Genomic DNA, 23,907 nt, shown 5'->3' with positions numbered 1-23,907 from the left:
GAAATGACGATCAGGACTGAACGACGATCAGGACTGAAAGACGATCAGGAGTGAAAGGCGATCAGACGGAACCACGACTAGGACTGCGGCACCTCCGGCTCCCCGGCGCCCGCCCTTCGGGCGAAGCGCTGCGACAGCGCGCGGCGGGCGGCCTTCAGGGACTCGGCCTGGCCGGCGCCGGACATCAGGCGGTAGCCCTCCAGGCAGCAGGCCATGAGGTCGCTGCCCAGGGCCAGTTCGCTGTCGTCGGACTTTTCGGCCAGCTGGCGGAGGAGGGCGAAGCGGGGGCGGAGCTGTTGCAGGGTCTTGTAGTCCGCCTGCGCCTCGGGGAAGCCGAGGTTGGGCGGGACCATGCCGGGGTTGTTGGCCAGGACCGCGAGGGTCTGGCTGCAGAAGGCCTCTGACTTGGGGCCCATCTTGCTCAGTTCCCGGCGGTCGGCGGCCTGGAGCGACACCATTGGCGCCATCAGCCGGCGCAGGGTGGCGAGGGCCTCGTCGAAGTCGGCCAGGTCCTGGTCGGTCAGGGTGATTGAAATCAAATTCTGCATCTGCGTGTCTTCCGTGGTTGTCCATCTGCAAGTCCGGGTTTGGCCGGATGTCCATGCTTCGCCGCGGTCCGTGCGGCGTAACTGCTCATCTACCGAAATGCGTCGGCAAACAGCGAAGCAACGCAGACCGCGGGTGGGTCTGGGTCGGTGCGCGGGGCACCGCCACGATCTGCGTTGAAAGAGGGATACGGAGAAAGCGGGCCGACCCGGACGGGGTGGGCGGCAGGAAATACGCCGAGTCGGCGTAGCGGCGCCGCGCCGTCGATTCCGGGCGGGCGATGATCGCCGCCGCTCCGGACCTGCCGCATGTGCGCGGGCGCCCGGTCGTCGCACCGGTTGTCAGCCCTCACGGGTCTTCGATGTCGCGGCCTGCCGGATCAGTTCGGCCACCCGGTCCCAGGGCGGGGAGCCGTTCGCCAGTTCCGTCCAGCCCTGTTCAAGGTCGGGTTCGACTTCTTCCCACGGCGCGAGCATGAGCCGGTGCCTGGGCCAGTGCGGCGAACAGGTTGATCAGCCCGGGATCCGTTCCCTGCGGCATGTTCATGGCGCGACCTCGTACCCGTGGTCGCATTTTACGCGCGGCGTCCAGCGGCGCGGCATCGCCGGCGGGGTAGGCGACCAGCGGCTTGCGCTGCAACGGATGCAATTTTCGCGCCCTGGGTCGCGCAGCCCGGCGTGAGGTTCCCACCACGGTTCCGACAGCACGCGGGCTGGCGTGCCACATATCAGCCCGCCCAGCCGCGCGGCGGCCACAACAAAAAAGGGAGGGCATGAGCCCTCCCTTCCCAGGGAGTCAAAGGCCTTGCAGCCCGACAAAATTACGCTTGGGCGTTCTGCCCGCCGCGGGTGTCCTGGCGATCGCTCTGGCCACTACGGGCCGGCTTCTGCTCGGTCTTGGCATCGCTGCTGGCGGACTGCTTGTCCGTCTGTCCAGCGCTGCGGCCTTCCTGCTTTTCGTTCTGGCCGCCGCTGCGGCTGTCCTGCTTTTCATTCTGTCCGGCGGCGCTGCGGCCTTCCTGCTTGTCGGTCTGACCAGCAGCATTGACAGCCTGGCTTCCGCCCTTCTGGTCCTGCATCTGGTTGCCGCCTTCCTTACGTTCGGTCTGGCTGCCGGCGCCTTGCTGATTCTGGTTGTTACCCATTTCTGTTTCTCCAAATATGTTCCGACAGGTCGCCGGTTCGCTGACGCTACGCGGGCGGCAATGACACTGCGGTGAGGTAGCGCCATAGCCCCATTCACTTCGTGTCGTTCCATGGCAGCAACGACGGAAGCTGAATGCTGCGTGGAGAAAACACGTGGGAACGCTCCATGCGAATGCTTGCCTGCGAGGTGATTGCACTCGTGCACAGCGCTGCTTCCAGCGTCGACTTCGACGCATGCTGGCCTTCATGGCAGCGGACGGAAGCACGCTGGCTTTCCTGTCCCCTCGCGACAACAGCGGTGCGAAGCTCCACCTGCTCCCGATGGCGGGCGGCGAAGCCACGACGCTGACCTGCGCCGACCAGGACCTGGCGGAGCCAGCCCAATATCCCTGGATGGCCAACTGCGTTTGAACCTCGCTTCCGGCCTTCGCGCGGAAGACGGCCTCCCGGAGCGCTGGGCTGGGGCGGGGGAGGTGCCGCGGCCCGGCTGGCATCCCCCGGCCAACCCCGTTAAACTTGCGCCCCTACGTGGGGCGGTAGCTCAGCTGGGAGAGCGTCGCGTTCGCATCGCGAAGGTCAGGGGTTCGATCCCCCTCCGCTCCACCACGTATCCGAAGGGCCTGCGCAAGCAGGCCCTTTTCTTTTTGGCGGGTGCGGCGTGCCGGGCGGGCGGGATTGCGTACGGGGCGGCAGGCGTTCGCCGTGGCCAATGTCGGCCGCTCCCGCCCCCACGCGGACGCTGTGCCGGTCAGTCTCCTTCCAACCGGCGGATCTCGAGGACCAATCCGGTGGGAGCCTGCTTCAGCTGAAATCGGATCGTGCCTGGCGCGGCAAGCTGCAAGCGGATGTTTCCACCGCGTGGAACCAGAGGCAGGACACCGAAGGGCTCCTGCACCGCAGTGGCGCCCACGAGGCCGAAATCGGCCGTCTGCCAGTCACCCGATCCAATCTTCAGCTGATGCTCGCCGGCGCCGAGGGAAAGGTCCGCCATCAGCTGGCCGTCCGCCGTCTTGATGAGCGGCGCCGACGTACCCCAGTCGTTCATCGAGCCACGAATGAAGAGAGGCTGCGCCAGCGGGTCCGACGTGGGCGCCGCGCTCCTCGCCAGGCTAATGGGAGGTCCGCCTTCGACGATCCTGAAGCCGAGTGGGCTTCCGTCGGGCGCTCTGTCGAACTCCACTACTATCCCGCTCGCAGATGTCCTGAAACGATCCGCGGAGAGCGCGATCAGGCGCTCCGGCTCTGGGCCTCCGGTATTGGCATACAGGCGGGAGTCGCGCAGGTCCAGGTAAACGGAAAGGCCCCCACCCTCGTATCTTCCCGCGAGCGCCGCGAGTGCCGCCGTGGGCAGATGCGCTTCGATCGTTGGCTTGCTGGCCAGTTCGGTCCAGCCATAGTCGGTGGCGACGGCGCGAACGATCTCGTCGGCCAGGCGCTTGCCCGCACCATTCGTCAGGACAACCACCCCTTCGCCCTTTTCGACATAGGCCACCATCGTCGACTGGAAGCCCTCATTGACGCCGTCGTGACCAAAGCGCCGGCCGGCGCCCGTTCCGGACAGCGCGGGGCCAAGGCCCCACTGGCCCTTTACCGGCGTCAACATGGCCTTCGCCATGGCAGGCGAGAGCAGGCGCGCGGGCCGCGCATCGGCCGCGGCCTGCAGGTCCAGCAGCATGTGGGCGAGGTCCTCCGCTGTGGTCCACAGACCGGCCGGGCCGAGTTCCGGGTAGACGTGATAGCCGTTGGCGACGACCTTGCCATCGATGTGCCCACTGGCAGCGTTCGCGGCAATGGCAGGGGACGGCGGCTGGGAGAAGGCGCTGTGTGGCATGTCGACGCGCCGGAAAATTTCGTTTTCGGCCAGGCGCGCGAACGGCGTCCGCGCGACATCTTCCAGCGCGACCTGTGCGATGACGTACCCACCGCCGGAATAGCGCCATTCGGGATCGGGCGGGGAAATCACCCGGACAGCCTCGGTGTTCGCGGGAGGCTGCCCGTTCAACACCTGGACGGCAGTCGGGACGGCTGCGCCGGCCTGATAACCGGGAAATCCGTGGACATTGAGGCCGGCGGTATGGCTGAGCAATCGACGCAGAGTGACGGGTGCGGCCGACGTGGTGCCAGCGTCCGGCAGCTGCCATGAACGCAGGTAGGCATTGATATCGCGATCGAGACCGATCCTGCCCTGCTCGACCATCCGCAGGGCGAGGACCGCCGTCACGACCTTGCTGATCGAAGCCGCCTGGAAGGCCGTGTCCGCGGTCACCGGCTTGCATCGGGTCGCGTCACGAACACCCCAGCCTCGCGCCCAATCCACCTTGCCCTTGTGGATCACGGCCACGCTGACGCCCGGGACGCCGTACGCCTGCATGCGATTGGACAGGCTCAGCGGCTTGGCGCCAGCCTCCATCACGGCGGGAAACAGGTTCTGCTCGACGAAGCGGGTATGCGCATTGACGGCGCCGCCGGCACGCGCCGGTGGGGCCGGGCAGGCGACAGCCGCACTGGTCGCAAGCACCGCGATTGAACAACAGAGAAGGCTGGGGACGAGAGCCTTACGCGACTCGTGGCGGTGCTGCCGTACGAAGCTCATCTTCCCTCTTGCGTAATGATGCGTGGTCGTGTGAGAGGACGTCAGTTTGACCAGCAAGTCAACCGCCCGGATCTGGGGGCTCCTCAGGGACCAGTCGAGGACTGCGGCCCACACCCTCCAGGCCGAGTGAAAAAATGTCTTTGAAGCCTGGCGCGACTGAACATGACCTTCGCACATGGCTCGCCGTCGCCTCGCGCGTCGGCGCAGTAGCTCGGGGAGTGCCAGCGCCAGTTTGAGCCTGCGTGAACGCGTCCGACCCATCCCGGATCACCGGCTGCACGGCAGGTGCGCCGGGCGGGATGTCAGCGCAGCGATGCCGTCTTCGCAAGCCCTACCCGGGCGATCGCCTAGGATTGGGCGGGGATTCCCCGAACCGGATGAACGGCATGCAAAGCGGGCTGGCGGACTTCATCGAGCGTGAGATTGAAACCATCGTCGAGCACGCCATCACGTTCGCCAGGACCGTGGATGTCGGGGCGCCGCTGGACGAGGTGACGCTGCGCGATCACCTGCCCGAGATCATCAAGACGATCGTGGCGGACATGCGCACGACGCAGACCCGCGCGGAGGAAGTCGAGAAGTCCGAGGGCCGCGCGGAGGAGGGCGACGATTTTTCCGGGGGCGGTGGGGAGGATGGCGACAAATCCCTGGGCGGTGCGCAGAAGGCCGACAGGTCCCAGGGCCGAACCGGGGAAGCCGACAGGTCGGAGAGCCGCGCGAAGGAGGGCCGGACAAGGTCGGCCGCGGGCACGCACGCGCTGCATCGCGCCCACAGCGGTTACAGCGTCTCCCACCTGGTGTCGGAATACCGCGCCCTGCGCGCATCGGTGTTGCGCCTGTGGGCCTCCGCGCCCGACAAGGCGCCGGCCGTGCCCGATGAGGTGACCCGGTTCAACGAAGCGATCGACGAAGCGGTCGCCGAGTCGGTGGCGTACTACGCGGAGGAGATGGACCGCTGGCGCAACATCTTCCTGGGCGTGCTCAGCCATGACCTGCGCAATCCCCTGGGGCGCCATCGTCCTGACCTCCGAGCTGATCGCGCGCACCACGGGCGAGGCCACGACGGCGACCGCCGCGCAGCGGCTCATCCGCAGTGGCCAGCGCATGCGCGAGCTGCTGGACAAGCTGCTGGTGTACAACCGGGCGCAGATGGGGCTGGGTTTCGAGATCCAGAAGGAGGACGTCGACCTCGTCACCGCGTGCCGCGAAGAGATCGAACTGCTGCGCGCCTCGACGCCCGAAGCGCGCATCCAGTTCCACTCCCCCGAATCGGTGCGCGGGCAGTTCGATGCCGTGAGCATCCGCCAGGCCCTGGCCAACCTGGTGGTGAACGCGCACAAATACGGCCAGCGCGGCGGCGAGATCCGCGTCGTGCTGCGCAACGACGACGGCGGCGTCGCGCTGGACGTTACCAACGAGGGCGACCCGATCGCCCCGGAAACGCTCGAGCTGATGTTCGAACCGCTCCGGCGCGGCGGCGTATCCAGCGGCGACCTGGAGCAGGCCAGCCTGGGCTTGGGACTGTTCATCGTCAGCCAGATCGCGCAGGCCCACCAGGGGACCATCCGCGCGGAATCGTCAGGGGGGCAGGACGACCTTTCAGCTGCGCCTGCCGCGCGGTTGATGCGGGCGACCTGAGCTGCCGAGGCGCGAGAACGCAGCCGCTCGATCGCGTCGCCGAAATCAACCAGCCGTGCGCGAATACACGCATTCACTTGGCTGGCAGGCGACGAATGCATGGTTCGCGCATGGCGGTCGGTGGATCTTCGCGGCGTGAACGCGCTTGCTCGCCCACGCGGCGCCTGTACGGCTCGCCGCGACTCCGGCCGGAGGAGGCGCTATCCAGCTGAATCGGCGTATGGTGAGGGGATGTTGCACGAGTTCCTTACCAACAACCAGGAAGAACTGATCGCACGCTGCAGGGCCAAGGTGGCGCGACGGGCCGCCGGCGTGGGCGAGGAAGAACTCGAACACGGGGTCACGGTGTTCCTGGAGCAGTTGATCCGCACCCTGCGGATGGAACAGACCTCGCACCCGTCGGAAAGCCGCAAGGTTTCCGGCGCGGCGGGCGGAGGCAAGCCGGCGCTGTCGGAGATCGGCGAATCGGCCTCCCAGCATGGCCGTGAACTGCTGCAGCGGGGCTACACGATCGAAGAGGTCGTCCACGATTACGGCGACGTGTGCCAAGGCGATCACGGACCTGGCGTTCGAGCGCGGCGTTCAGATCGAGGCCAGCGAGTTCCGCACGCTCAACCGATGCCTGGACAATGCCATCGCCAATGCCGTGACGGAGTTCGGCTACCAGCATGACTTCGCCATGGCGGGCGTGCATGCGGCCGATTTGAACCGCAGGCTGGGCTTCTTCGCGCACGAACTGCGCAACCTGCTCTCGACGGCGACGCTCGCGCTGTCCGTCATCAAGCTGGGCGACGTCGGCGTCAACGGCGCCACGGGCGGCGTGCTGGACCGGGCCCTGGTGGGCCTGGCCAACCTGATCGACCGGTCCCTGGCTGAAGTCCGTACGTCCGCCGGCATGCCGGTGCAGCATCGGCTGTTCTCGCTGGCGGACTTCATCGCCGAGGTCAAGCTTTCCGCCTCGCTCGAGGCCGGGGTGCGGGAATGCACGCTGGCGGTATCGAACGTGGATCCCTCGCTGGCGGTCGATGCGGACCGCGACCTGTTGCTGTCCGCGGTGGGCAACCTGCTGCAGAACGCCTTCAAGTTCTCGCACCCGCACAGCGAGATCTCCCTCAACGCGTATGCCGCGGCCGACCGGATCCTGATCGACGTCGAGGATCGCTGCGGCGGCCTGCCTCCAGGTGACGCGGAGCGATTCTTCACGCCCTTCACGCAGGCGGGCGAGGACACCAGCGGTCTCGGCCTGGGCCTGACGATCGCCCGCCGCTGCGCCGAGGCCAACCTGGGCACGCTGGGTGTGCGCAACCTGCCTGGCTTGGGCTGCGTCTTCAGCCTGGACCTGCCGCGCCACTGGCTGCCGGGCACGGAGCCGGAGGAAGGCGAGCTGGAGGCGATCGTCGCGTAGCGCGACGCAGGGCGGGTGATGCGGTCGAGCAGTGCGTCGCATTAGTCGCAACACGTCGCGATCGACCGCCGCACAAAAAAACGGCGGGGCTTTCGCCCCGCCGCTTCGCTGCTTGCGCCGCAGCGACTGTTACCGCTGACCGTTACTGCTTGGTCGGGATGTTGACCGTGTCGATGCCGTGGATGACGCCGTTGCTGGAGGCGATGTCGGCCAAGGTGACCTTCGCGTCGCCGATGCTGACCTTGTCACCGTTGAGCTTGATCGGTGCCGACTGACCGTTCATGGTCTTGGCGGTATCCCACTTGCCGACGGCGGCGACCGTCGTGTTTCCGCTGACCACGTGGTAGTTCAGCAGCGCAACGAGTTCTTCCTTGTTCTCGGGCTTGAGCAGGTTGTCCAGGCGGCCGGCCGGCAGCTTGTCGAAAGCGGCATCGGTCGGGGCGAAGATGGTGAACGGGCCTGCGCCGCGCAGGGTCTCGCCCATGCCAGCGCGTTCGATCGCCTTGCCGAAGGTCTTGAACGACCCGTTGGCGGCGGCGTTGTCGAGGATGGTCTTGGTCGGGCTCGGGGTGCGGGTGACGGTGTCCATGGAATTTGATGCCTTTTGATGCGATCCGCAGATTGCGAAATCGAGAGCGGCCGAAGCCGTGGCCCTGCCGGTGGCAGGAACGCGGGGCTCAGTGCGGAGAGGAAAGGGGGGAAGTACAGCGCGGCTGAGTGGCCGTTACGACTGTGCGTCGTAGTGCCGGGGCAGAGTGCGCTTTGACTTGTTAGTTGCGTGTTATCCACGGCGCGCGGAACGCGCACGTCGTCACGCGGTGTTGTGGATTGCCGTGGATGCCGCACAGGGGGGCGGTGCGACCGCCGGTCCGGGAGGGGCGGGGCAGGCGGAGATCGGTGCTAGCTTGGCTGGGAGCTTCCAGGGCTGCGATGCAACCCTTTCGCGGGAGCTCCCGGTATACGGCCAGGGGACGCCATGAATCCCATCAAGCTCCATCGCACGGTCCGCCTGGGCGTCATCGGCGGGTGGCACAACGATCAACCTGTCTCGGCGATCGAGTCGGCCGAGAATGAAGGCTGGCCTGCGGATCCACCGCGTGGCGAGGTCGCCGAAGGCCTGAGGCCCCGTCATACGCTGGGTGCGGAACCCGTCGAGAAAGTAACGCTGCTCTGCGTCCAGTAGGCAGCGACAGCCCGGCCCGCCGGGTATTTCCAGGCGCTCAGTCCGCTCTCCGCCCGCAGCGGAGTGGCCGGCGCTGCCTGCGCACGAGTCGGCGTTGCAGACGATTCGCGCTGACAGACCGCGCTGACAGACCGCGCTGATACACCATGCCGACGCATCGCGCCCGCTTGATGTACGCGGACCTTTCATCCTGCGCTGATGCAGGCGCGCGAATACTGGAACCTGCACTCGGCGATGTCCGCTTTTCGTCGTGCTCTTGCGGGCCTCCGTGCAGCTCACTCCGCTGCCGAGGTTCATTCCCATGCTTGTCTCGCTTTACTCCAGCCTCGCGTCGTGGGTGGTCGTGCCGGTCCGCGTCGAACCGTCGCAGGCCGCCGCCGAATACGGACCGCTGACTTTCGAAGGCACCATCCACTCCCACCTCATGCCGTCGGACATCTGGTCGCGCATCTGGTCCGAGTGGGAATCGCAGCCCTTCGCCTGCGTGCCCGAAGTCCTGGGGCTGGTCCTGCTGGAAGCCGGACAACTTCATTACGGCACGCTGACGCCACCCTTCACCCAGGCGGCTTCACCCCTGCCGCCACTTTTCAGGCCCAAGCTCATGAGCACACTCCATGGAAATGCCTTTCACCCCCTCGGACGAGGCGAGTTGCGCAAGCCCGGGGATTACTCCGACCAGCCGGGGCAGGACACCGGCCTGACGCTGCGCGCCGGGGACGTCGCGGACACGGACGCGGACACGCTGGAAGGCGAACCGGCCGTCGTCCCCGTGATCGGAGAGCACTCCGCGTCGGGATGACGTGGCTGTGTTGCACGCAGGGCGAGCGTCGGCAGCAGTGCGATCGCCGCCGCGCTACCCGCCAGCCGGAAGGGCCGCAGATGCGGCCCTTTCCTGTTTCTGACGCAGCCCTTGCCTCCAGGGCGCGGGCGTGCGCGACGGGCCTGACTCGCTGCGTCCGGCCACCACATGCGCCTGATCACGACGGCCGCCCCCAGCACTGGGCGGAAGTTGCGCCCGCCCGCGCGCCCGTTCGTCGGCCATTTCAACGCGAACCGGCCGCAATCCTTCGACCCCGGCGTTCTTCCCAGATAGGGCCGCCGCACTGTGTCCACCCCGGTTTCGCCGGCCACCGCTTCGATCGCCGAAAAGGAAGCCGTGCCATGTCGAAGACCACGCCCCAACTGCGTAGCGCCTGGAAAGAGTTCGAGTGCGACGAGGACTCGATGATGCTCATCCCCTTCGGGCCGGACAAGATCCGGGTGGTGCCGCCGGCGGCGGAAGCCTTCGAGGCGCTGGCCGCGGTGATGCACCACCACGGCTACGAGATCCGCCCCAAGGACACCGACAGCTACAACTGCCGCAAGATCACCGGCGGCTCGGGCAAGAGCCTGCATGCCTACGGCATCGCGCTGGACGTGAACTGGACGACCAATCCATACCGCGACCACGAGGGCACGCGCGCGGTGCGCTTCTCCGACAAGGACACGCAGGACGAGCGGGCGCTGGACGTCAAGGCGCACCACGCCGACACCGACATGACCGAGGCGATGATCGCCGACGTGCGCAACATCCGCACCCGCGAGGGCCGGCCGATCTTCGAGTGGGGCGGCAGCTGGAATTCGGTCAAGGACTGCATGCATTTCGAGCTGGACGTCTCGCCGCAGGAACTGGCGGCGGGGCTGGATCCGGCGACCGTGCCCGGCCTGGAGGCCTACCTGCTTGCGCTGCGGGCCACCGGCGGCGAACCGTTGCCGGTGGTCGAACCGGTCACCGTGCCGGTCGCGCCGGCGGTGTTCGACCCGCACGTGGTGATCGCCCGCGACGGCCTGCGCCTGCGCAGCGGACCGTCGGCCGACAGCGACATCAAGCGCGTCGTGCCGGCGGGCACGCAGGTGAACGTGCTGCGTCGCGAGAACGGCTGGGCGCAGGTCGACTTCATCGGCGACGGCCTGGCCGACGGCTTCATGAGCCTGTCGTTCCTGCGCCCGCTCGACCAGGCGCCGACGCCGGTGCAGCCCGATGCGGGCGGCGGCGTGGGCGTGGTGATCGTCGGCGGCCGCGCGGACATCACCGGCGATGTCACCCCCGCGCTGGTGTCGCGCATGTTCCCCAACACCGGCAAGTCGAACATCACCACCCACCTGCCGTCCGTGCTCGCCGGCCTGCGCGCGGCGGGCCTGGGCGATCGCGACATGGTGCTGATGGCGCTGGCCACCATCCGCGCCGAGACCGAGGGCTTCCGCCCGATCTCCGAAGGTCGCAGCGGCTTCAACACGCGCACGCATCCCTTCGACCTGTACGACCCGGGCACCAACGTCGCCCGCATCCTGGGCAACACCCAGCCGGGGGATGGCGCGCGCTTCAAGGGCCGCGGCTTCGTCCAGCTGACCGGCCGCGACAACTACCGGCGCGTCGGCGGCCAGCTGGGCGTGAACCTGCTCGACGACCCGGAGCGCGCCAACGACAGTGCACTGGCGGGGCGCATCCTCGGCCAGTTCCTCAAGAACTGCGAAGGCCGCGCGCGCGCGGCGCTGGCCGAACGGAACCTGGAGAAGGCCCGCAAGTGCGTCAACGGCGGCACGCACGGCATGTCGCGCTTCCGCGATGCCTACGAGCGGGGCGAGCGGGTGTTTCCGGCCTGAGGTGGGCGCCAGTCAGCCGGGCCCTGGCCGATGCCCGCCGGCCGGGCCAGGGGGAATGGCCTAGGATGCTCGAGGGATTTCCCGGCGAACCGGATGGACGCACATGGGCAGCGGGCTGGCGGACTTCATCGAAGGACACGCCGAAACGATCATCGATGACGCGATCACCTTCGCCCGGTCGGTGGAGGTCGGCACGCCGCTGGACGACGTCGCCCTGCGCGACCACCTGCCCGACATCGTCGAGGCGATCGTGGCGGATTTGCGCAGGCCGCAGACGCGTGCCGAGGAAATCGAGAAGTCGCACGGCCGCGCGGTGTCGGCGGTCGGCAGCACCCGCTCGGCGGCAGGCACGCACGCCCTGCATCGCGCCCACAGCGGTTACAGCATCTCGCACCCTGGTCTCCGAATACCGCGCCCTGCGCGCGTCGGTGCTGCGGCTGTGGGCGGATGCGCCGGGCCATGTTGCCTCGGCCGATGACGTCACCCGGTTCAACGAGGCGATCGACGAGGCCATCGCCGAGTCGGTCAGCCATTACGCGGTGGAAGTGGAACGCTGGCGCAACATCTTCCTGGGCGTGCTGGGCCACGACCTGCGCAGCCCGCTCAGCGCGATCGTGATGACTTCCGAAACCATCGCCCAAATGGCGGTCGATGCGCCGATCGCCGCCGCCGCGCAGCGGCTCATCCGCAGCGGCGAGCGCATGCGCGAGCTGCTGGACAAGCTGCTGGTGTACAACCGCGCGCAGATGGGCATGGGCTTCGAGGTCAAGCGGCGCGACATCGACCTGGTGCAGGCGTGCCGGGAGGAAATCGACCTGCTGCAGACCTCGATGCCCGACCTTCGCATCCGTTTCCAGTCGCCTGCGGCGGTGCGCGGCATGTTCGACGCCGCCCGCATCCGCGAAGCGCTCGCCAACCTGGTGATCAACGCCTTCAAGTACGGGACGCGCGGCGGCGAGATCCTGGTCGAACTGCGCGAGGAAGGCGGCAGCGCAGAAATCGTCGTGGACAACCCCGGCGAGGCCATCCCCCGCGAGACCCTGGACCTGATGTTCGAGCCGCTGCGGCGCGGCGGCGTCTCCGGCGGGGAACTGGAGCAGGCCAGCCTAGGCCTGGGCCTGTTCATCGTGAGCCAGATCGCCCAGGCGCATGCGGGCACGATCAGCGCCGAGTCGAACAAGGGCAAGACGAGCTTCCGGCTGCATCTGCCGCGGAGCTGATGGCGCCGCGAGTTGATGTCGGCGATGGTCGAAGAGCCCCGAGTGCGCTGGCGCTTTACCAGCTTCGCTGTTGAAAGCCCCGGGCTACTACGCGGGGTCTGGAGCGCGGCGATCTGCGGCCCCCATCCCAACCGTCCCGGCCAGCAGGCACAGCCTGCTGGCGTTCGATGACGCGCGGACCAGTGGTCCGCAAGCGCGTCCTCTCACCCCCCGCGAAGCGGGGGAAGGGGCTATAGCGGGCGCGACTACCAGACCAGGTCGTCGGGCACCTGGAACTGCGCGTAGTAGGCGTCGTCCTCGGACGTGCCGGCGGTGGGCGCGGCGTCCTGCTGGCCGTGGTCGAGCACGATCATGCTGGCGTCGCGTTCGCGGACCTTGTCGCCGGCCACGCGCGGCAGCAGCTCGTAGCGGTCGCCCAGGCGCGCGATCACCAGCGCGCCGGAGGACAGTTGCCGGCGCAGCTCGTCGTTGACCAGCACCGTGCGGATGGCGCCGTCGGCGGTAAAGCGGTATTCGCTCTCGCCTGCGCGCGGCACCTTCTTGTCCTGGATGATCTGCCGCGCCTGGGCGCGCAGTTCGTTCGCGCGCACTTTGGCCTTCTGCTCGGCGGCCAGCGCGCGGTCGCGTTCGGCCTTCTCGGCCCGGGCGCGTTCGGCCTCGCGCTGGATTTCGGTAAGTTCCGGCGCGCCCTTGCCGTGCCGCGCCTTGACCTGCTCGCGCGCCACCTCGGCCACCTTGGACTTCTTGACCAGGCCGGCCTTGAGCAGCTGTTCCTGGAGCGGGTTCGCCTTGGCCATGTCGCGGTTTCGTATGGGGGAATTCGGGCCCATCATACCTCCCGTCCTCCGCCGGCCTCCCGTCCCCCGCTGCCCATGCAACCGCTGAAATACCTCGCCGGATACCCGCCCCACGTGCTGGCGCGGGTGCATGCGCTGATCGAGGAGGGTCGGCTGGGCGCGATGCTGAACGAGCGCTACGGCCAGCTGCACGCCGTGCGCAACGACGCCCAGCTGTACGACTACGTCCAGGCGCTCAAGGACCGGCACCTGCGCAAGTCGGTGCCGCTGGGCAAGGTGCTCTACGACGGCAAGCTGCAGGTGATGAAGCACGCGCTGGGCACCCACACCAGCATCTCCCGGGTGCAGGGCGACCGGCTCAAGGCCAGCCGCGAGATCCGCATCGCCACCGTGTTCCGCGATGCGCCCGCCGGGTTCCTGAAGATGATCGTGGTGCACGAGCTGGCGCACCTGAAGGAAGCCGAGCACAACAAGGACTTCTACCGGCTGTGCGCGCACATCGAGCCGGATTACCACCAGCTGGAGTTCGATACGCGGCTGTACCTGACCGAACTGGAGATGCGGGCGCGCTGAGCGCGCGCTGACGGTAGGCGGCGGGTCGAGACCCGCCCTATGGCCTGAGCCTTTCGCGAACCTTTTCGACCCACGTCACGCATAGGGCGGGTCTCGACCCGCCATCGCCATGCCACAGCCGCGGGGCAAGCATCACCTCACCCGGATCGGACGGCGGCGGGTCGAGACCCGCCCCATGTCCCAGCCGGCTTCGGCCGCGGTTCGCACAGCACGCGCGTCCGTGAACGGCGGGCGCCCGCCGCCCGCCGCGTAACCCCGTGCCTGGGCCTGCGCCGTTGAAGACGTCTACCGCCTTCCACGGAATCCCCATGGCCACCCGAGTCCAGCTTCTCTCCCGTACCGCAGCGGCATCCCTGCTGGGCCTTGCCCTCCTCGCCAACACCGCCTGCAGCCGCCAGGACGCCGCCGAGAGTGAGTCCCGCCGCGTCACCCTGGTGACGGTGTCGGCCGCCGCCGAGGCCCGGCGCGCGCCCGATATCGCGACGCTGTCGACCGGCGTGCTCACGCTGGCCCCGGATGCGAATGGCGCGATCCGCCGCAACGCGGAGCAGATGACCCGCGTCGTGGCCGCCATCCGCGCCGCGGGCATCGCGGCCAAGGATGTGCAGACCAGCGGGGTCAGTCTCAACCCGGATTACCAGTACCTGGCGAACCGGCCGCCGCGCATCAAGGGCTATTACGCGTCCAACACGGTCAACGTGACGGTGCGGGACATCGGCCGCCTGGGCGGCATCTTGGACGCGCTCGTGGCGACCGGCGCCAACCAGATCAACGGGCCCACGTTCGACATCGAGGACAAGGACGCGGTGTTGGACGAAGCGCGCGGCAAGGCGCTGGACAAGGCCCGCGCCCGCGCCGAGGGCTATGCGAAGCGGCTGGGGCTGCGCGTCCGCCGCGTCATCAGCGTCGATGAAACCGGGGGGCGGAATGCGCCTGGTCCGGTGTACGCGCGCGCCGTGATGATGGAGCAGGCGGCGGCCGGCAATGCGAGCGCGCCGATCGCGCCCGGCGAGAATGTCCTCGGTCTCAGCCTCGATGTGGTGTATGAACTCGGCAAGTAGCCCCACGCACGCCGGCGGCGGATGATGGTTCCCATCGGAACGGTCATTCGCGGTACCGGTGCCGGCGCCGGTGCCGGTGCGTCGTTCGGGCAGCCGTGTCGGCCTGCGCAGTGAACACCACCAGTTACGTCGATCGTCCGCCTGGAGAGGGAAAGCGCCAGCGTCCGCCTGCCCGGCCGGGGTCGGGAGACGTTAGGCTGGCGGCCGTTCCACAATCCGACTGCAAGGAGTCACCGTGTCCGTAATGAGCCTGGTGTTCGCCGCCGTCGCCGCCACGACCGCCGCATCGCCCGCGGCGATCGAACCGGCCACCCGCACGGCGATCGAAGCGACCTGTTTCGACTATCTGGACGGGCAACTGGAGGGCGACGCCGCGCGGGTCGCACGCGCGCTGCACCCCGACCTGGCCAAGCGGGCCGTGCTGGGCGATACCCCCGACGAACGCCTGGGTCTGCGTCGCATGGGCAAGGAGGAGTTGGTCGAGCTCACGCGGCAGGGGGCCTTGAAGACGCCGAAGGAACAGTGGGATCGCTCGTGCCGCGTGCTGGACGTCGCCGGCAATGCCGCGGTGGTCCGCGCGGAAACCCCGTGGTTCGTGGACTTCTTCCACGTGGGCAGGTTCGGCGACCGCTGGATCATCGTCAACGCGCTGTGGTACCCGAAGCCGCGCTGAGTCGGCCCGCGTCTGCGGGATGCACGCGGGCACGCCGGCACGGCGTCGCGGATGTGGCGCAGGATCGGTCTCGACGTAGGCCCGGTAGTGGCCGCCTCGACAACGCCGCTTCCACCCGCGTCCTGATTCACTGCCCGGGTCTGCCGCGCAGGCCCGGGCGGGTACGTCCCACGGGTGGCGGCTGCCATTGCCCGGAGGGGACCTCATGAACGACGCCGCGATCCTGTTGCCCTGCCCGCATTGCGGGGCCATGAACCGTTTGCCTCGCGAACGGCTGGGCCAGGCGCCCGGCTGCGGGAAGTGTCACCGGGCCTTGTTCACCGGGCAGCCGATCGCGTTGTCGGCGGCAAGTTTCGAGCGGCACGCGGTGCAGGGCCAGCTGCCGGTGGTGGTGGATTTCTGGGCGCCGTGGTGCGGGCCCTGCCTGTCGATGGCGCCGCAGTTCGAGGCCGCGGCGCGGATGCTGGAACCGCAGGTGCGCCTGGCCAAGGTGGATACCGAAGCCGAGCCCGCGCTGGGCGGGCGGTTCAACATCCGCAGCATCCCCACGCTGGTGCTCTTCAGCGGTGGGCGGGAGCTGGCCCGGCAGTCGGGTGCGATGGGCAGCGCGCAGATCGTGGCCTGGGTACGGGGGCATCTGGGGTAGGGCGCGGCCGGGGCGTTGTCTGCGCGCTCGGTTCGTCAAGCCGAACGCCTGGAGTGCTGCCGGAAGCCTCGGCGGCAACCCGCGCACGTCTCCACCACTGACGAACGGCTGACCGGCCGCGCGCGAGGCCTGCGTTGACTTCAGCAGAGCCCTGCCGGATGCGGTGCTGTCCGGCCTGCGCAGGCTCGTGACCCGTGGCCATGGCCACCGAGGACGCTAGGGATGGCAGCTGTACACCCCCGTCGACTTCTTTGGACCCGATGCGGTCCGCGCCTCGCCGCGCCGGGCTCCGAGAGCGTGCGTGCTTTCGCGCCCGGCGCCTCGACCGCACGACGCGCGCGCTGCTGTCGGGCGCGCGATGCCGGTCGCGCGAGCCCGGTCACTCCTGCTTTCGAAACGCCGCGGCCGCTCGGTCGCGCTTGAGGGTTGCTACGCCGACAATGGAGATGGTCATGGCACACACCTGCAAGATCTGCTCGCCCTACGTGTCCGAACTGAGGAAGGGCGACGAGGCCGCGAGCGACGAAGCCGCCTCGCTCGAGCGCGTCGACAACGTGCGCGTCACCCCGATCCGCGTCGGCGGCCTGCGCGCCAGCGCGGCGGTGGAGAAGCTCAAGCTGTGGGAGAACAGCCGCACCATCCGCGTGCGCTTCCTCGATGGCCTGCCGGAGGTGCAGGCGAAGGTGCGCGACATCGCCAAGGAGTGGGAGAGCCTGGCCAACCTCACCCTGGAGTTCGTCGACACCGGGCGCGCGGAGATCCGCATCAGCTTCGAGGAGAAGGGCTTCTCCTGGTCGACGGTCGGCACCGACGCGCTGACGGTGGGGTCCAGCGAGGCGACGATGAACTACGGCTGGCTGGAGCCGGACACCTCGCAACGCGAGTACGAACGCGTGGTCCGCCATGAGTTCGGCCATGCGCTGGGCATGATCCACGAACACCAGAACCCGGCCGCGCTGGGGAAGATTCCGTGGGACCGGCCGAAGGTGTACGCCTACTACGCGCAGCAGGGCTGGGACGAGGACGACGTCGACTTCAACATCTTCCAGGTGTACGACGAGGACAGCACGAACCACACCACGTTCGACCCGACCTCGATCATGCAGTACGCGGTGCCCGATGCGCTGACCGTGGGCTCGTTCGCCATCGGCTGGAATACGACGTTCTCGCCGACCGACGCCGATTTCATGCGCCGGCAGTATCCGAAGAACGCGCCGGCGATGACGGAACTCACCGTGGGCGGGCCGCGCGTCACGGCGGACCTGGCGAGCGCGGGCGAGGTGGATGCCTACCACTTCAGCGTGCCGCAGGCGGCCACGTTCATCATGACCACCGAAGGGCCGACCGATACGGTGCTGACGCTGCACGGGCCCAATGACCGCGGCGCGGTGCTGGCCTGGGACGATGATCGTGGCCGCGGCCGCAATGCGCGCATCGTGCGCAAGCTGCAGGCGGGCGAGTACTGGCTGACGGTGCGGCACAAGCAGGCCGCGTCGACGGGGAGTTATTCGGTGGGGGTGAAGAAGCGGAATTGAATGCGCGTGGTGGGGGCGCGGCGATCGGCGGCCCCCATTCCAACCGTCCCGGCCAGCAGGCACAGCCTGCTGGCGTTCGATGACGCGCGGACCGGTGGTCCGCAAGCGCGTCCTCTCACCCCCCGCGGAGCGGGGGAAGGGGCTATCAGGGACGCGGCGATCGTTGGCCCCCATCCCAGCCTTCCCCCGCGGAGCGGGGGAAGGAGCTGGTGCGCGGCGATCGGCGGCCCCCATCCCAACCTTCCCCCGCGGAGCGGGGGAAGGGGCTATCAGGGACGCGGCGATCGTTGGCCCCCATCCCAGCCTTCCCCCGCGGAGCGGGGGAAGGAGCTGGTGCGCGGCGATCGGTGGCCCCCATCCCAACCTTCCCCCGCGGAGCGGGGGAAGGAGCTGACGCGCGGCGATCGTTGGCCCCCATCCCAACCTTCCCCCGCGGAGCGGGGGAAGGGGCTGAGCCGGGAGCGGGGGAAGGGGCTGAATCTCAGCGCTCGGGCGCTTCCAGCAGCGGGGCCAGGACCGGTTCGAGTGCGGTGCGGCGCCAGCCGGCGAGGGCGCCGGGCCAGGTGCCGTCGTCGAGCAGGGCCTGCAGCCAGCGGCGCGAGGCGAGGACGCCGTCGGGCAGGCCCAGTTCGGTGCTGCGCTGGCTGACCGCGTCCTGCAGCTTGCGCAGGCGGTTCTTGTCGCGGGTTTCGCCGGCGCCGGCGTCGGGCGTGTCGGCCTCGTCTTCCAGCGGGGTGTTGAGCACGTTCCACACCGTGCCGGCGAGCTTGCGCGGGGCCTTGGGCTGGGCGTCGAAGGCGGCCTGCAGCGCAGCGAGGTCGGCCGGCGGCGTGCGGGCGATGGAGACGGCGAGTTCGTTGTCGAGGATCCAGCCGCGCGGGCGGTCGTTCTCGCGCGCGTAGGTGTCGCGCCAGCGCAGCACGCGGACCAGGCGGCGCTGCGCGGGAGCGTCGAGGAACTGCGCGCTGCGCAGCGACATGTGCGGCCAGCGTTCGGGGGCTTCGGCCTGGGCGTTGGCGACGGTGCGCTGCGCGTCCTCGGTGAGCCACGCCCGGCGATCGAGCTGGCCGAGCATGCCGTCCAGGGTCTCGTGCATCTGGGCCAGGTGGCGCACGTCGTCGGCGGCGTATTCCAGCTGGGCGGGCGACAGCGGCCGGCGCAGCCAGTCCGAGCGGGTCTCGCCCTTGGCCAGCGCCACGCCGGTGAGCTGTTCGACCAGCTTCTGGTAACCCAGGCCGGCGCCGATGCCGGCGAGCGCGGCGGCCTGCTGGGTGTCGTACAGCGGCGCGGGCACCACGCCGCAGGCATGGCGGAACGCCACCAGGTCCTCGCTCGCGCTGTGCATGATCTTGAGGATGCCCGGGTCGGCGAGGATGGGGGCCAGCGCCTCGCACATGCCCGGCACGAGCGGGTCGACGATCAGCACGGTGTCGCCGACGGCGATCTGCACCAGGGCCAGTTGCGGCCAGTAGGTGCGTTCGCGGATGAACTCGGTGTCCAGGCCGATGCGCGCGGGCTTCGCGAGGAAATGCGCGGTCAGCGCGGCGGGGTCGGCGATCCAGACGTACATGCGGAGGAGTCGTTCCGTGTCGACGCGGCGAGGTTGCCGGGGCGGGCGACAATAGCCTACTTTCGCCGTGCCCGGCTTCACAGGCGCGGGCCCCATGGGAGCGTCTCACAGGAGCGCCGGTTGATCAGGAGCGCCGTTTGACCCAGTTCCACCCCGATTGCGCACGCTTCCCGTCCGATCCGGTCGGGCCGGGCCGCGTACGGGGCCGGGCCGGTCGCTTGCAGGGCCCCGGCGGCCTGCTGGTCGTGCTGTTGCTGCTGCTGGCCGCCTGCACGCCCGATGGCAGGAAGGAGAAGGGTGGCGAGCTCGACACCGGCAAGGTGACCATCGGCGCCGACCAGTCGGTGTCGCCGGTGCCGCCGTGGCGGGCGCCCGCCATCGAGGTCACCCAGGACAATGCCGCCGCGCTGCGCAAGCAGGCCGACGCGGCGCTGGCAGCAGGACGGCTGCACGAGGACGCGACGGCGGCGATCCCGCTGTACCTGGCCCTGTCGCGCTACGACCCGGAGGACGAGTCCGTCGCGCAGGCGCTGACCCAGGCCCTGGGTGCGCTGCTCGATACCGGCCGCCAGGCGCTGGTGTCGATGGACCATGATCGCTCCCAGCTGCGGCGGGCGCACGAGGTGGCCGCCGTGGCGCGCGTCGTGGCGCCCAGCGATCGCGCCGTGGACGCCTTCCTCGACAGCCTGGACCGCGCCGACGAAGCGGCCCGCGCCAACCGTCTGGGTGAAGCCGCCCTGGCGGCCGCGCGCATTGGCGAGCGGGGGCAGGCGGGCGGGGCGATCGGGTATTTCCGCGAGGCGCTGGAACGCCGGCCAGGCGATGCGCGCGCGCGCCAGGGGCTGGCGGCGGCCGAGAGCGCGCTGATCCGCCGCGCCGAGCGCTCGGCCGCGGTCGACAACTACGATCGCGCCGACTACTGGCTGGTGCGCGCCGCCCAGGTGCGCGAAGGCGCGGACACGGTCCCGCAGGCCCGCGAGCGCATCGCGCTGCAGCGGGCGATGCGCGTCAACGCCCTGCGCGACGCGGGCATCGCCGAGCTCGGCACGCCCACCGCGCCGGCGCTGCGGCGCGCGCGCGAGCACTTGGCCGAACTGCTGCGCATCGCCCCGACCGGCGATGCGGCGACGATGGAACTGCGCACGCGCATCGAGCGCGCGAGCCATTACGGCCTGTTCTCGCCCGGCGCCGTCTTCACCGATTCATTGCCCGGCGGCAGCCGCGCGCCGCGGATGGTGGTGATCCCGCACGGCGCCTTCAGCATGGGCGCGGCCGACGGCGAGGCCGACGCGACGGACGCCGAGCGCCCGACCCGCAACATCCGCTTCGATCGTGGCATCGCGATGTCGCGGACCGAGATCACGGTGGGCGAGTTCCGCCGGTTCGTGGAGGCGACGGGCCATCGCGCGCGCGCCGTCCGCCGCGGTTATTCCACGATCTACGACGAGCGCAGCGGCAACTTCGTCCGCGCCGGCAATGTCGACTGGCGTTCGGACTACGTCGGCCGTCCCGCCGCGGACGACATGCCGGTGCTGCACGTGAGCGTGGGCGATGCGATGGCCTACGCGCAGTGGCTGTCGGACCAAACCGGGCACCGCTACCGCCTGCCCAGTGAAGCCGAGTTCGAATACGCGCTGCGTGCCGGCAGCCGGGGCCGGTTCCCGTGGGGCGAATCCTCGCCGCCGCGGGCCACCGGCAACTTCACCGGCGCGGCCGACGTGTCGCCCAGCGGGCGGCGCTGGAGCAACGCGTTCGGCAACTATGGCGATGGCGCCTGGGGACCGGCGCCGGTGGCGCGCTATGACGCCGATCGCCACGGCGTTCACGACCTGGCCGGTAACGTCAGCGAATGGGTCGCCGACTGCTGGCACAGCAGCTACCGACGCGCGCCGAAGGACGGCCGGCCCTGGGTGAACCCCGGATGCCGCACGCAGGTGGTGCGCGGCGGTTCTTGGGCCAGCTCGCCGGCCAACAGCCGTTCGGCCTGGCGTCAGGGCACCGACGTCAACAACACCAACGCGCGTGTAGGGTTTCGCGTGGTCCGGGACATCTGATCCTGGGCCCGACGCGGCGGGGCGGCGGGCATCGCCGCGCCTACACGCGGCCCGCAGGATTCTGGCGGCCTCATCCCCACCTCTGGAGCGGACCCATGCGCGTTGATCCCCTCGGCGGTACCCAGCAGCAGACCGGTCGCCGCCGTGGATTCGGCGGTGGCATCCGCTGGTGGATCCTGATCCTGTTCGCCGGCTATGCGGCGTGGTCCTGGTTCGGCAGCGCCGAGACCGACCCCTACACCGGCGAGACGGCGCACTACGGCGCGTCGCCCGAGGAGGAGGTGCAGCTGGGCGCGCAGGCCTACGACCAGGTGCGCAGCGATGCCGCCTCGCAGGGCGCGCTGATGCCGGACAACACCGAGGTCAGCAAGCAGATCCGGGAGATCGCCAGCCGCCTGGTGAACCGCGTGCCGCAGGTCACCGCGGACCTGGCCTCGACCAACCAGCAGGCCGCGCCCACCAGCTACCAGAACTTCCAGTGGGACGTGAGCGTCATCCAGTCCGACGAAGCCAATGCGTTCTGCCTGCCGGGCGGCAAGATGGCGGTCTACACCGGCCTGCTGCCGCTGGCGAAGAACCAGGACGCGATGGCGGTGGTGATGGGCCACGAGATCGCGCACGCACTGCTGCGCCACGGCTCGCAGCGCATGGCGCAGCAGAAGCTGGTGCAGGTGGGGCAGATGGCCGCCGGCATGGCGCTGGGCGGAATGGATCCCGGCCAGCAGCAGGCGGTCATGGCCGCGCTGGGCGCGGGCGCGCAGTACGGTTTCATCCTGCCGTACGGCCGCAACCACGAGACCCAGGCGGACAAGGTCGGCCTGATGCTCGCCGCCGCGGCCTGCTACAACCCGCGCGAGGCGATCCCGCTGTGGGAGCGCATGTCCGAGCTGGGTGGCGGCGAGCGGCCGCCGGAGTTCGCCTCGACCCATCCGGACCCGGCCAACCGCATCCAGACGCTGCAGTCGCTGATGCCGCAGGCCGAGCAGTTCTACGCGAAGTACTGCCAGGGGTCGCCGCCGTTGAAGTAAGCGGTCGCGCGGCATGGCGCGGGTCGCGCCGGCGGCCATGAAGGAATCTGACGGGTTCAGAACGCAGGGAGCCGGGCAAGCCCGGCTCCTGGTCGTTCAGTGCGTGCGCGGTACGTGCTTGCGCGATCGGGGCGGTAGCAGCCGGCGTGGCCTGGCCACGCTCCGCGGCAACGCTGGCCGCCTCAGCGCTTGCCCGATTCGTTCTTGTTCTTGCCCGGCTGCAGCGGGGTGCCGACGCTGCCGGAAAGGTTCTGCTGGAACTCCTTCCACATCGCCATGTTGCGCTCGGTGAGCTGGTTCATCATGGCCCAGGGCGTCTGGCCGAGCAGGCCGCCGATCTGGTTGCGGAACTGCGCCTGCTGATCCATGAAGATCTGCATCGACCGTTCCAGGTAGTTGCCCATGAAGCCCTGCAGCGAATCGCCGTAGAAACGGATGATCTGGCTGAGCAGCTGGGTGGACAGGACAGGTTCGCCGTCGGACTCGTGCTCGGCGATGATCTGCAGCAGTACCTGGCGGGTGAGGTCGTCGCCGGACTTGGCATCGCGGACCTCGAAGTCCTCGCCATCCACGATCAGCTGGCGGACATCCTCGATCGTGATGTAGCTGGAGATTTCGGTGTCGTAGAGACGACGGTTGGGGTACTTCTTGATGACGCGGATCGAGCTCATCCAGCACCGCACTCCAATCGTGATGCTGCGCAGCATGGCCCACTGCAGGTTGGCTTGCAACTTGCCTGGCGCGTGCCGTCGCTCACCCGGCGATTGACGGGGTGTGGCGGCTGCGCGGGCGCCGGGGAAGGCGCCCGCGCGCCGTGGGACTACCAGCCCATGTACTGGCCGCCGTTGGCCGAGAGGTTGGCGCCGGTGATCCACGCCGCCTCGTCGGGAACGAAAAATGCGACGGCGTAAGCAATTTCCTCGGGCGAGCCCAGGCGGCCGGTCGGGATCTGCGTGATGATCTTGTTGCGGACTTCCTCGGGCACGGCCATCACCATGTCGGTGGCGATGTAGCCCGGGCACACCGTGTTGACGGTGACGCCGAACTTCGCGTTTTCCTGCGCGAGGGAGATGGTGAAGCCGTGCATGCCGGCCTTGGCGGCGGCGTAGTTGGCCTGGCCGTACTGGCCCTTCTGGCCGTTGATCGAACTGATCTGGATGATCCGTCCCCACTTGCGCTCGCGCATGCCCTCGATGACGGGGCGGGTGACGTTGAAGCAGGAGTTGAGGTTGGTGCAGATGACCTCGTTCCACTGCTCGGGCGTCATCCGGTGGAAGGTCGTGTCGCGGGTGATGCCGGCGTTGTTGACCAGGATCTCCACCGGTCCGATCTGGCGCTCCACGTCCTGCACCATCGCCTGCGCTTCCTGCGCGCTGGAGACGTCGCCGCGGGCCAGGGCCACGTCGAAACCCTGCTCGCGCAACTGCGCCTGCCACGCTTTCGCCTTCTCCTCGTTGCGGTAGTTGGTGGCGACCTTGTGGCCCATCCCGGCCAGGCGCTTGACGATCGAGGTGCCGATTCCACCGGTACCGCCAGTAACGAGGGCGACGCGTGACTGCATATTCTTCTCCTTAAGAACCGCTATGGATGAAACGTC

26 protein-coding genes and 1 tRNA gene are annotated in these 23,907 nt (G+C 69.0%); 17 read left to right on the top strand and 10 right to left on the bottom strand.

Features of this window, described 5'->3' with window-relative positions:
* Positions 1-77 precede the first annotated feature (77 nt).
* From I8J32_RS15375 to I8J32_RS15370, 3 genes are all read right to left on the bottom strand, one after another.
* Positions 78-548, bottom strand: coding sequence for a hypothetical protein (locus I8J32_RS15375; protein WP_207526666.1), 471 nt, complete (start codon positions 546-548; stop codon positions 78-80).
* A 339-nt stretch (positions 549-887) separates the two neighbouring features.
* Positions 888-1,022, bottom strand: a complete 135-nt coding sequence (locus tag I8J32_RS17895; protein WP_284691289.1) for a hypothetical protein — start codon at positions 1,020-1,022, stop codon at positions 888-890.
* Positions 1,023-1,366: 344 nt separating this feature from the next.
* The gene (locus I8J32_RS15370; RefSeq protein ID WP_200616021.1) at positions 1,367-1,690 is read right to left on the bottom strand and encodes a hypothetical protein; all 324 of its coding nucleotides are present in this window, start codon (positions 1,688-1,690) and stop codon (positions 1,367-1,369) included.
* A 235-nt stretch (positions 1,691-1,925) separates the two neighbouring features.
* On the opposite strand from I8J32_RS15370, the gene I8J32_RS15365 reads away from it, so the two are divergent.
* On the top strand, positions 1,926-2,102 hold the full coding sequence (locus I8J32_RS15365) for a hypothetical protein (RefSeq protein ID WP_200616020.1): 177 nt from the start codon (positions 1,926-1,928) through the stop codon (positions 2,100-2,102).
* Positions 2,103-2,221: 119 nt separating this feature from the next.
* Positions 2,222-2,297, top strand: a tRNA-Ala gene (locus I8J32_RS15360).
* Positions 2,298-2,439: 142 nt separating this feature from the next.
* On the opposite strand, the gene I8J32_RS15355 is transcribed toward I8J32_RS15360, so the two are convergent.
* Positions 2,440-4,209, bottom strand: coding sequence for a serine hydrolase (locus I8J32_RS15355; protein WP_200616019.1), 1,770 nt, complete (start codon positions 4,207-4,209; stop codon positions 2,440-2,442).
* Between the two features lie 422 nt (positions 4,210-4,631).
* Positions 4,632-5,273, bottom strand: coding sequence for a hypothetical protein (locus I8J32_RS15350; protein WP_207526665.1), 642 nt, complete (start codon positions 5,271-5,273; stop codon positions 4,632-4,634).
* Between I8J32_RS15350 and I8J32_RS15345 the strand changes: the two genes are divergently transcribed.
* From I8J32_RS15345 to I8J32_RS15335, 3 genes are all read left to right on the top strand, one after another.
* Entirely contained in the window at positions 5,272-5,922 is a 651-nt protein-coding gene (locus I8J32_RS15345) for a sensor histidine kinase (RefSeq protein WP_207526664.1), read from the top strand. The genes I8J32_RS15350 and I8J32_RS15345 overlap by 2 nt on opposite strands.
* Positions 5,923-6,153: 231 nt before the next feature.
* The gene (locus I8J32_RS15340; protein WP_207526663.1) at positions 6,154-6,594 is read left to right on the top strand and encodes a hypothetical protein; all 441 of its coding nucleotides are present in this window, start codon (positions 6,154-6,156) and stop codon (positions 6,592-6,594) included.
* The gene (locus I8J32_RS15335) at positions 6,569-7,327 is read left to right on the top strand and encodes a sensor histidine kinase (RefSeq protein WP_207526662.1); all 759 of its coding nucleotides are present in this window, start codon (positions 6,569-6,571) and stop codon (positions 7,325-7,327) included. Before I8J32_RS15340 ends, I8J32_RS15335 begins: the two co-directional genes overlap by 26 nt.
* Before the next feature lie 142 nt (positions 7,328-7,469).
* Here I8J32_RS15335 and I8J32_RS15330 read toward each other — a convergent pair whose 3' ends face one another.
* Positions 7,470-7,916, bottom strand: coding sequence for a fasciclin domain-containing protein (locus I8J32_RS15330; RefSeq protein ID WP_200616014.1), 447 nt, complete (start codon positions 7,914-7,916; stop codon positions 7,470-7,472).
* A 387-nt stretch (positions 7,917-8,303) separates the two neighbouring features.
* On the opposite strand from I8J32_RS15330, the gene I8J32_RS15325 reads away from it, so the two are divergent.
* The 5 genes from I8J32_RS15325 (at position 8,304) to I8J32_RS15305 (ending at position 12,373) form a co-directional block, all read left to right on the top strand.
* A complete protein-coding gene (locus I8J32_RS15325; RefSeq protein ID WP_200616013.1) occupies positions 8,304-8,510 on the top strand; it encodes a hypothetical protein in 207 nt (68 codons plus the stop codon).
* A 301-nt stretch (positions 8,511-8,811) separates the two neighbouring features.
* Positions 8,812-9,309: a hypothetical protein gene (locus I8J32_RS15320; protein WP_200616010.1), complete on the top strand. Its 498-nt coding sequence runs from the start codon at positions 8,812-8,814 to the stop codon at positions 9,307-9,309.
* A 362-nt stretch (positions 9,310-9,671) separates the two neighbouring features.
* Positions 9,672-11,153 carry a M15 family metallopeptidase gene (locus I8J32_RS15315; protein WP_200616008.1) on the top strand — a complete coding sequence of 494 codons (1,482 nt, stop codon included), beginning with the start codon at positions 9,672-9,674 and terminating at the stop codon, positions 11,151-11,153.
* Positions 11,154-11,256: 103 nt separating this feature from the next.
* Positions 11,257-11,631, top strand: a complete 375-nt coding sequence (locus tag I8J32_RS15310; protein WP_207526661.1) for an RsbRD N-terminal domain-containing protein — start codon at positions 11,257-11,259, stop codon at positions 11,629-11,631.
* Entirely contained in the window at positions 11,582-12,373 is a 792-nt protein-coding gene (locus tag I8J32_RS15305) for a sensor histidine kinase (RefSeq protein ID WP_207526660.1), read from the top strand. The genes I8J32_RS15310 and I8J32_RS15305 overlap by 50 nt, the downstream gene beginning before the upstream one ends.
* A 245-nt stretch (positions 12,374-12,618) precedes the next feature.
* On the opposite strand, the gene I8J32_RS15300 is transcribed toward I8J32_RS15305, so the two are convergent.
* A complete protein-coding gene (locus I8J32_RS15300; protein ID WP_200616003.1) occupies positions 12,619-13,170 on the bottom strand; it encodes a DUF2058 domain-containing protein in 552 nt (183 codons plus the stop codon).
* 75 nt (positions 13,171-13,245) lie between these two features.
* Here I8J32_RS15300 and I8J32_RS15295 point away from each other — a divergent pair, with 75 nt between their 5' ends.
* The 5 genes from I8J32_RS15295 (at position 13,246) to I8J32_RS15275 (ending at position 17,658) form a co-directional block, all read left to right on the top strand.
* Positions 13,246-13,743 carry a M48 metallopeptidase family protein gene (locus I8J32_RS15295; RefSeq protein ID WP_200616001.1) on the top strand — a complete coding sequence of 166 codons (498 nt, stop codon included), beginning with the start codon at positions 13,246-13,248 and terminating at the stop codon, positions 13,741-13,743.
* 308 nt (positions 13,744-14,051) lie between these two features.
* Positions 14,052-14,804, top strand: a complete 753-nt coding sequence (locus tag I8J32_RS15290; RefSeq protein ID WP_200615999.1) for an SIMPL domain-containing protein — start codon at positions 14,052-14,054, stop codon at positions 14,802-14,804.
* Positions 14,805-15,048: 244 nt separating this feature from the next.
* Positions 15,049-15,477 carry a nuclear transport factor 2 family protein gene (locus I8J32_RS15285; RefSeq protein ID WP_200616043.1) on the top strand — a complete coding sequence of 143 codons (429 nt, stop codon included), beginning with the start codon at positions 15,049-15,051 and terminating at the stop codon, positions 15,475-15,477.
* A gap of 205 nt (positions 15,478-15,682) precedes the next feature.
* Positions 15,683-16,123: a thioredoxin TrxC gene (gene trxC / locus I8J32_RS15280; protein WP_200615997.1), complete on the top strand. Its 441-nt coding sequence runs from the start codon at positions 15,683-15,685 to the stop codon at positions 16,121-16,123.
* 452 nt (positions 16,124-16,575) lie between these two features.
* A complete protein-coding gene (locus I8J32_RS15275) occupies positions 16,576-17,658 on the top strand; it encodes a matrixin family metalloprotease (protein WP_207526659.1) in 1,083 nt (360 codons plus the stop codon).
* Between the two features lie 481 nt (positions 17,659-18,139).
* On the opposite strand, the gene rnd is transcribed toward I8J32_RS15275, so the two are convergent.
* Complete coding sequence (rnd, locus tag I8J32_RS15270; RefSeq protein WP_200615994.1) at positions 18,140-19,228, bottom strand: ribonuclease D; 1,089 nt, start codon at positions 19,226-19,228, stop codon at positions 18,140-18,142.
* 251 nt (positions 19,229-19,479) lie between these two features.
* Between rnd and I8J32_RS15265 the strand changes: the two genes are divergently transcribed.
* Together I8J32_RS15265 and I8J32_RS15260 are read left to right on the top strand one after the other, a co-directional pair.
* A complete protein-coding gene (locus I8J32_RS15265; RefSeq protein WP_455423547.1) occupies positions 19,480-21,282 on the top strand; it encodes an SUMF1/EgtB/PvdO family nonheme iron enzyme in 1,803 nt (600 codons plus the stop codon).
* Positions 21,283-21,377: 95 nt separating this feature from the next.
* Positions 21,378-22,310 (top strand): M48 family metallopeptidase, encoded by a 933-nt coding sequence (locus I8J32_RS15260; protein ID WP_200615993.1) that lies wholly within the window; start codon positions 21,378-21,380, stop codon positions 22,308-22,310.
* Between the two features lie 182 nt (positions 22,311-22,492).
* Here the strand turns inward: I8J32_RS15260 and phaR are convergent, their stop codons facing one another.
* Both phaR and phbB read right to left on the bottom strand, forming a co-directional pair.
* Complete coding sequence (phaR, locus tag I8J32_RS15255) at positions 22,493-22,981, bottom strand: polyhydroxyalkanoate synthesis repressor PhaR (protein ID WP_200615991.1); 489 nt, start codon at positions 22,979-22,981, stop codon at positions 22,493-22,495.
* A gap of 149 nt (positions 22,982-23,130) precedes the next feature.
* On the bottom strand, positions 23,131-23,871 hold the full coding sequence (phbB, locus tag I8J32_RS15250) for an acetoacetyl-CoA reductase (RefSeq protein WP_200615989.1): 741 nt from the start codon (positions 23,869-23,871) through the stop codon (positions 23,131-23,133).
* Positions 23,872-23,907: the final 36 nt, after the last annotated feature.

The organism is Lysobacter solisilvae (genome assembly GCF_016613535.2).
Taxonomy (GTDB): Bacteria; Pseudomonadota; Gammaproteobacteria; order Xanthomonadales; family Xanthomonadaceae; genus Agrilutibacter; species Agrilutibacter solisilvae.
Note: the sequence above shows the minus strand (reverse complement) of the source record. Positions and strands in the feature narration are given on the sequence as shown.

What these genes read in the sequence shown, in the direction of transcription:
- I8J32_RS15375 (WP_207526666.1), bottom strand. Translation starts at nt 548, where the DNA reads ATGCAGAATTTGATTTCAATCACCCTGACCGACCAGGACCTGGCCGAC.
- I8J32_RS17895 (WP_284691289.1), bottom strand. Translation starts at nt 1,022, where the DNA reads ATGCTCGCGCCGTGGGAAGAAGTCGAACCCGACCTTGAACAGGGCTGG.
- I8J32_RS15370 (WP_200616021.1), bottom strand. Translation starts at nt 1,690, where the DNA reads ATGGGTAACAACCAGAATCAGCAAGGCGCCGGCAGCCAGACCGAACGT.
- I8J32_RS15365 (WP_200616020.1), top strand. Translation starts at nt 1,926, where the DNA reads ATGCTGGCCTTCATGGCAGCGGACGGAAGCACGCTGGCTTTCCTGTCC.
- I8J32_RS15345 (WP_207526664.1), top strand. Translation starts at nt 5,272, where the DNA reads ATGACCTGCGCAATCCCCTGGGGCGCCATCGTCCTGACCTCCGAGCTG.
- I8J32_RS15350 (WP_207526665.1), bottom strand. Translation starts at nt 5,273, where the DNA reads ATGGCTGAGCACGCCCAGGAAGATGTTGCGCCAGCGGTCCATCTCCTC.
- I8J32_RS15340 (WP_207526663.1), top strand. Translation starts at nt 6,154, where the DNA reads ATGTTGCACGAGTTCCTTACCAACAACCAGGAAGAACTGATCGCACGC.
- I8J32_RS15330 (WP_200616014.1), bottom strand. Translation starts at nt 7,916, where the DNA reads ATGGACACCGTCACCCGCACCCCGAGCCCGACCAAGACCATCCTCGAC.
- I8J32_RS15325 (WP_200616013.1), top strand. Translation starts at nt 8,304, where the DNA reads ATGAATCCCATCAAGCTCCATCGCACGGTCCGCCTGGGCGTCATCGGC.
- I8J32_RS15320 (WP_200616010.1), top strand. Translation starts at nt 8,812, where the DNA reads ATGCTTGTCTCGCTTTACTCCAGCCTCGCGTCGTGGGTGGTCGTGCCG.
- I8J32_RS15315 (WP_200616008.1), top strand. Translation starts at nt 9,672, where the DNA reads ATGTCGAAGACCACGCCCCAACTGCGTAGCGCCTGGAAAGAGTTCGAG.
- I8J32_RS15310 (WP_207526661.1), top strand. Translation starts at nt 11,257, where the DNA reads ATGGGCAGCGGGCTGGCGGACTTCATCGAAGGACACGCCGAAACGATC.
- I8J32_RS15300 (WP_200616003.1), bottom strand. Translation starts at nt 13,170, where the DNA reads ATGGCCAAGGCGAACCCGCTCCAGGAACAGCTGCTCAAGGCCGGCCTG.
- I8J32_RS15295 (WP_200616001.1), top strand. Translation starts at nt 13,246, where the DNA reads ATGCAACCGCTGAAATACCTCGCCGGATACCCGCCCCACGTGCTGGCG.
- I8J32_RS15290 (WP_200615999.1), top strand. Translation starts at nt 14,052, where the DNA reads ATGGCCACCCGAGTCCAGCTTCTCTCCCGTACCGCAGCGGCATCCCTG.
- I8J32_RS15285 (WP_200616043.1), top strand. Translation starts at nt 15,049, where the DNA reads ATGAGCCTGGTGTTCGCCGCCGTCGCCGCCACGACCGCCGCATCGCCC.
- trxC (WP_200615997.1), top strand. Translation starts at nt 15,683, where the DNA reads ATGAACGACGCCGCGATCCTGTTGCCCTGCCCGCATTGCGGGGCCATG.
- I8J32_RS15275 (WP_207526659.1), top strand. Translation starts at nt 16,576, where the DNA reads ATGGCACACACCTGCAAGATCTGCTCGCCCTACGTGTCCGAACTGAGG.
- rnd (WP_200615994.1), bottom strand. Translation starts at nt 19,228, where the DNA reads ATGTACGTCTGGATCGCCGACCCCGCCGCGCTGACCGCGCATTTCCTC.
- I8J32_RS15260 (WP_200615993.1), top strand. Translation starts at nt 21,378, where the DNA reads ATGCGCGTTGATCCCCTCGGCGGTACCCAGCAGCAGACCGGTCGCCGC.
- phaR (WP_200615991.1), bottom strand. Translation starts at nt 22,981, where the DNA reads ATGAGCTCGATCCGCGTCATCAAGAAGTACCCCAACCGTCGTCTCTAC.
- phbB (WP_200615989.1), bottom strand. Translation starts at nt 23,871, where the DNA reads ATGCAGTCACGCGTCGCCCTCGTTACTGGCGGTACCGGTGGAATCGGC.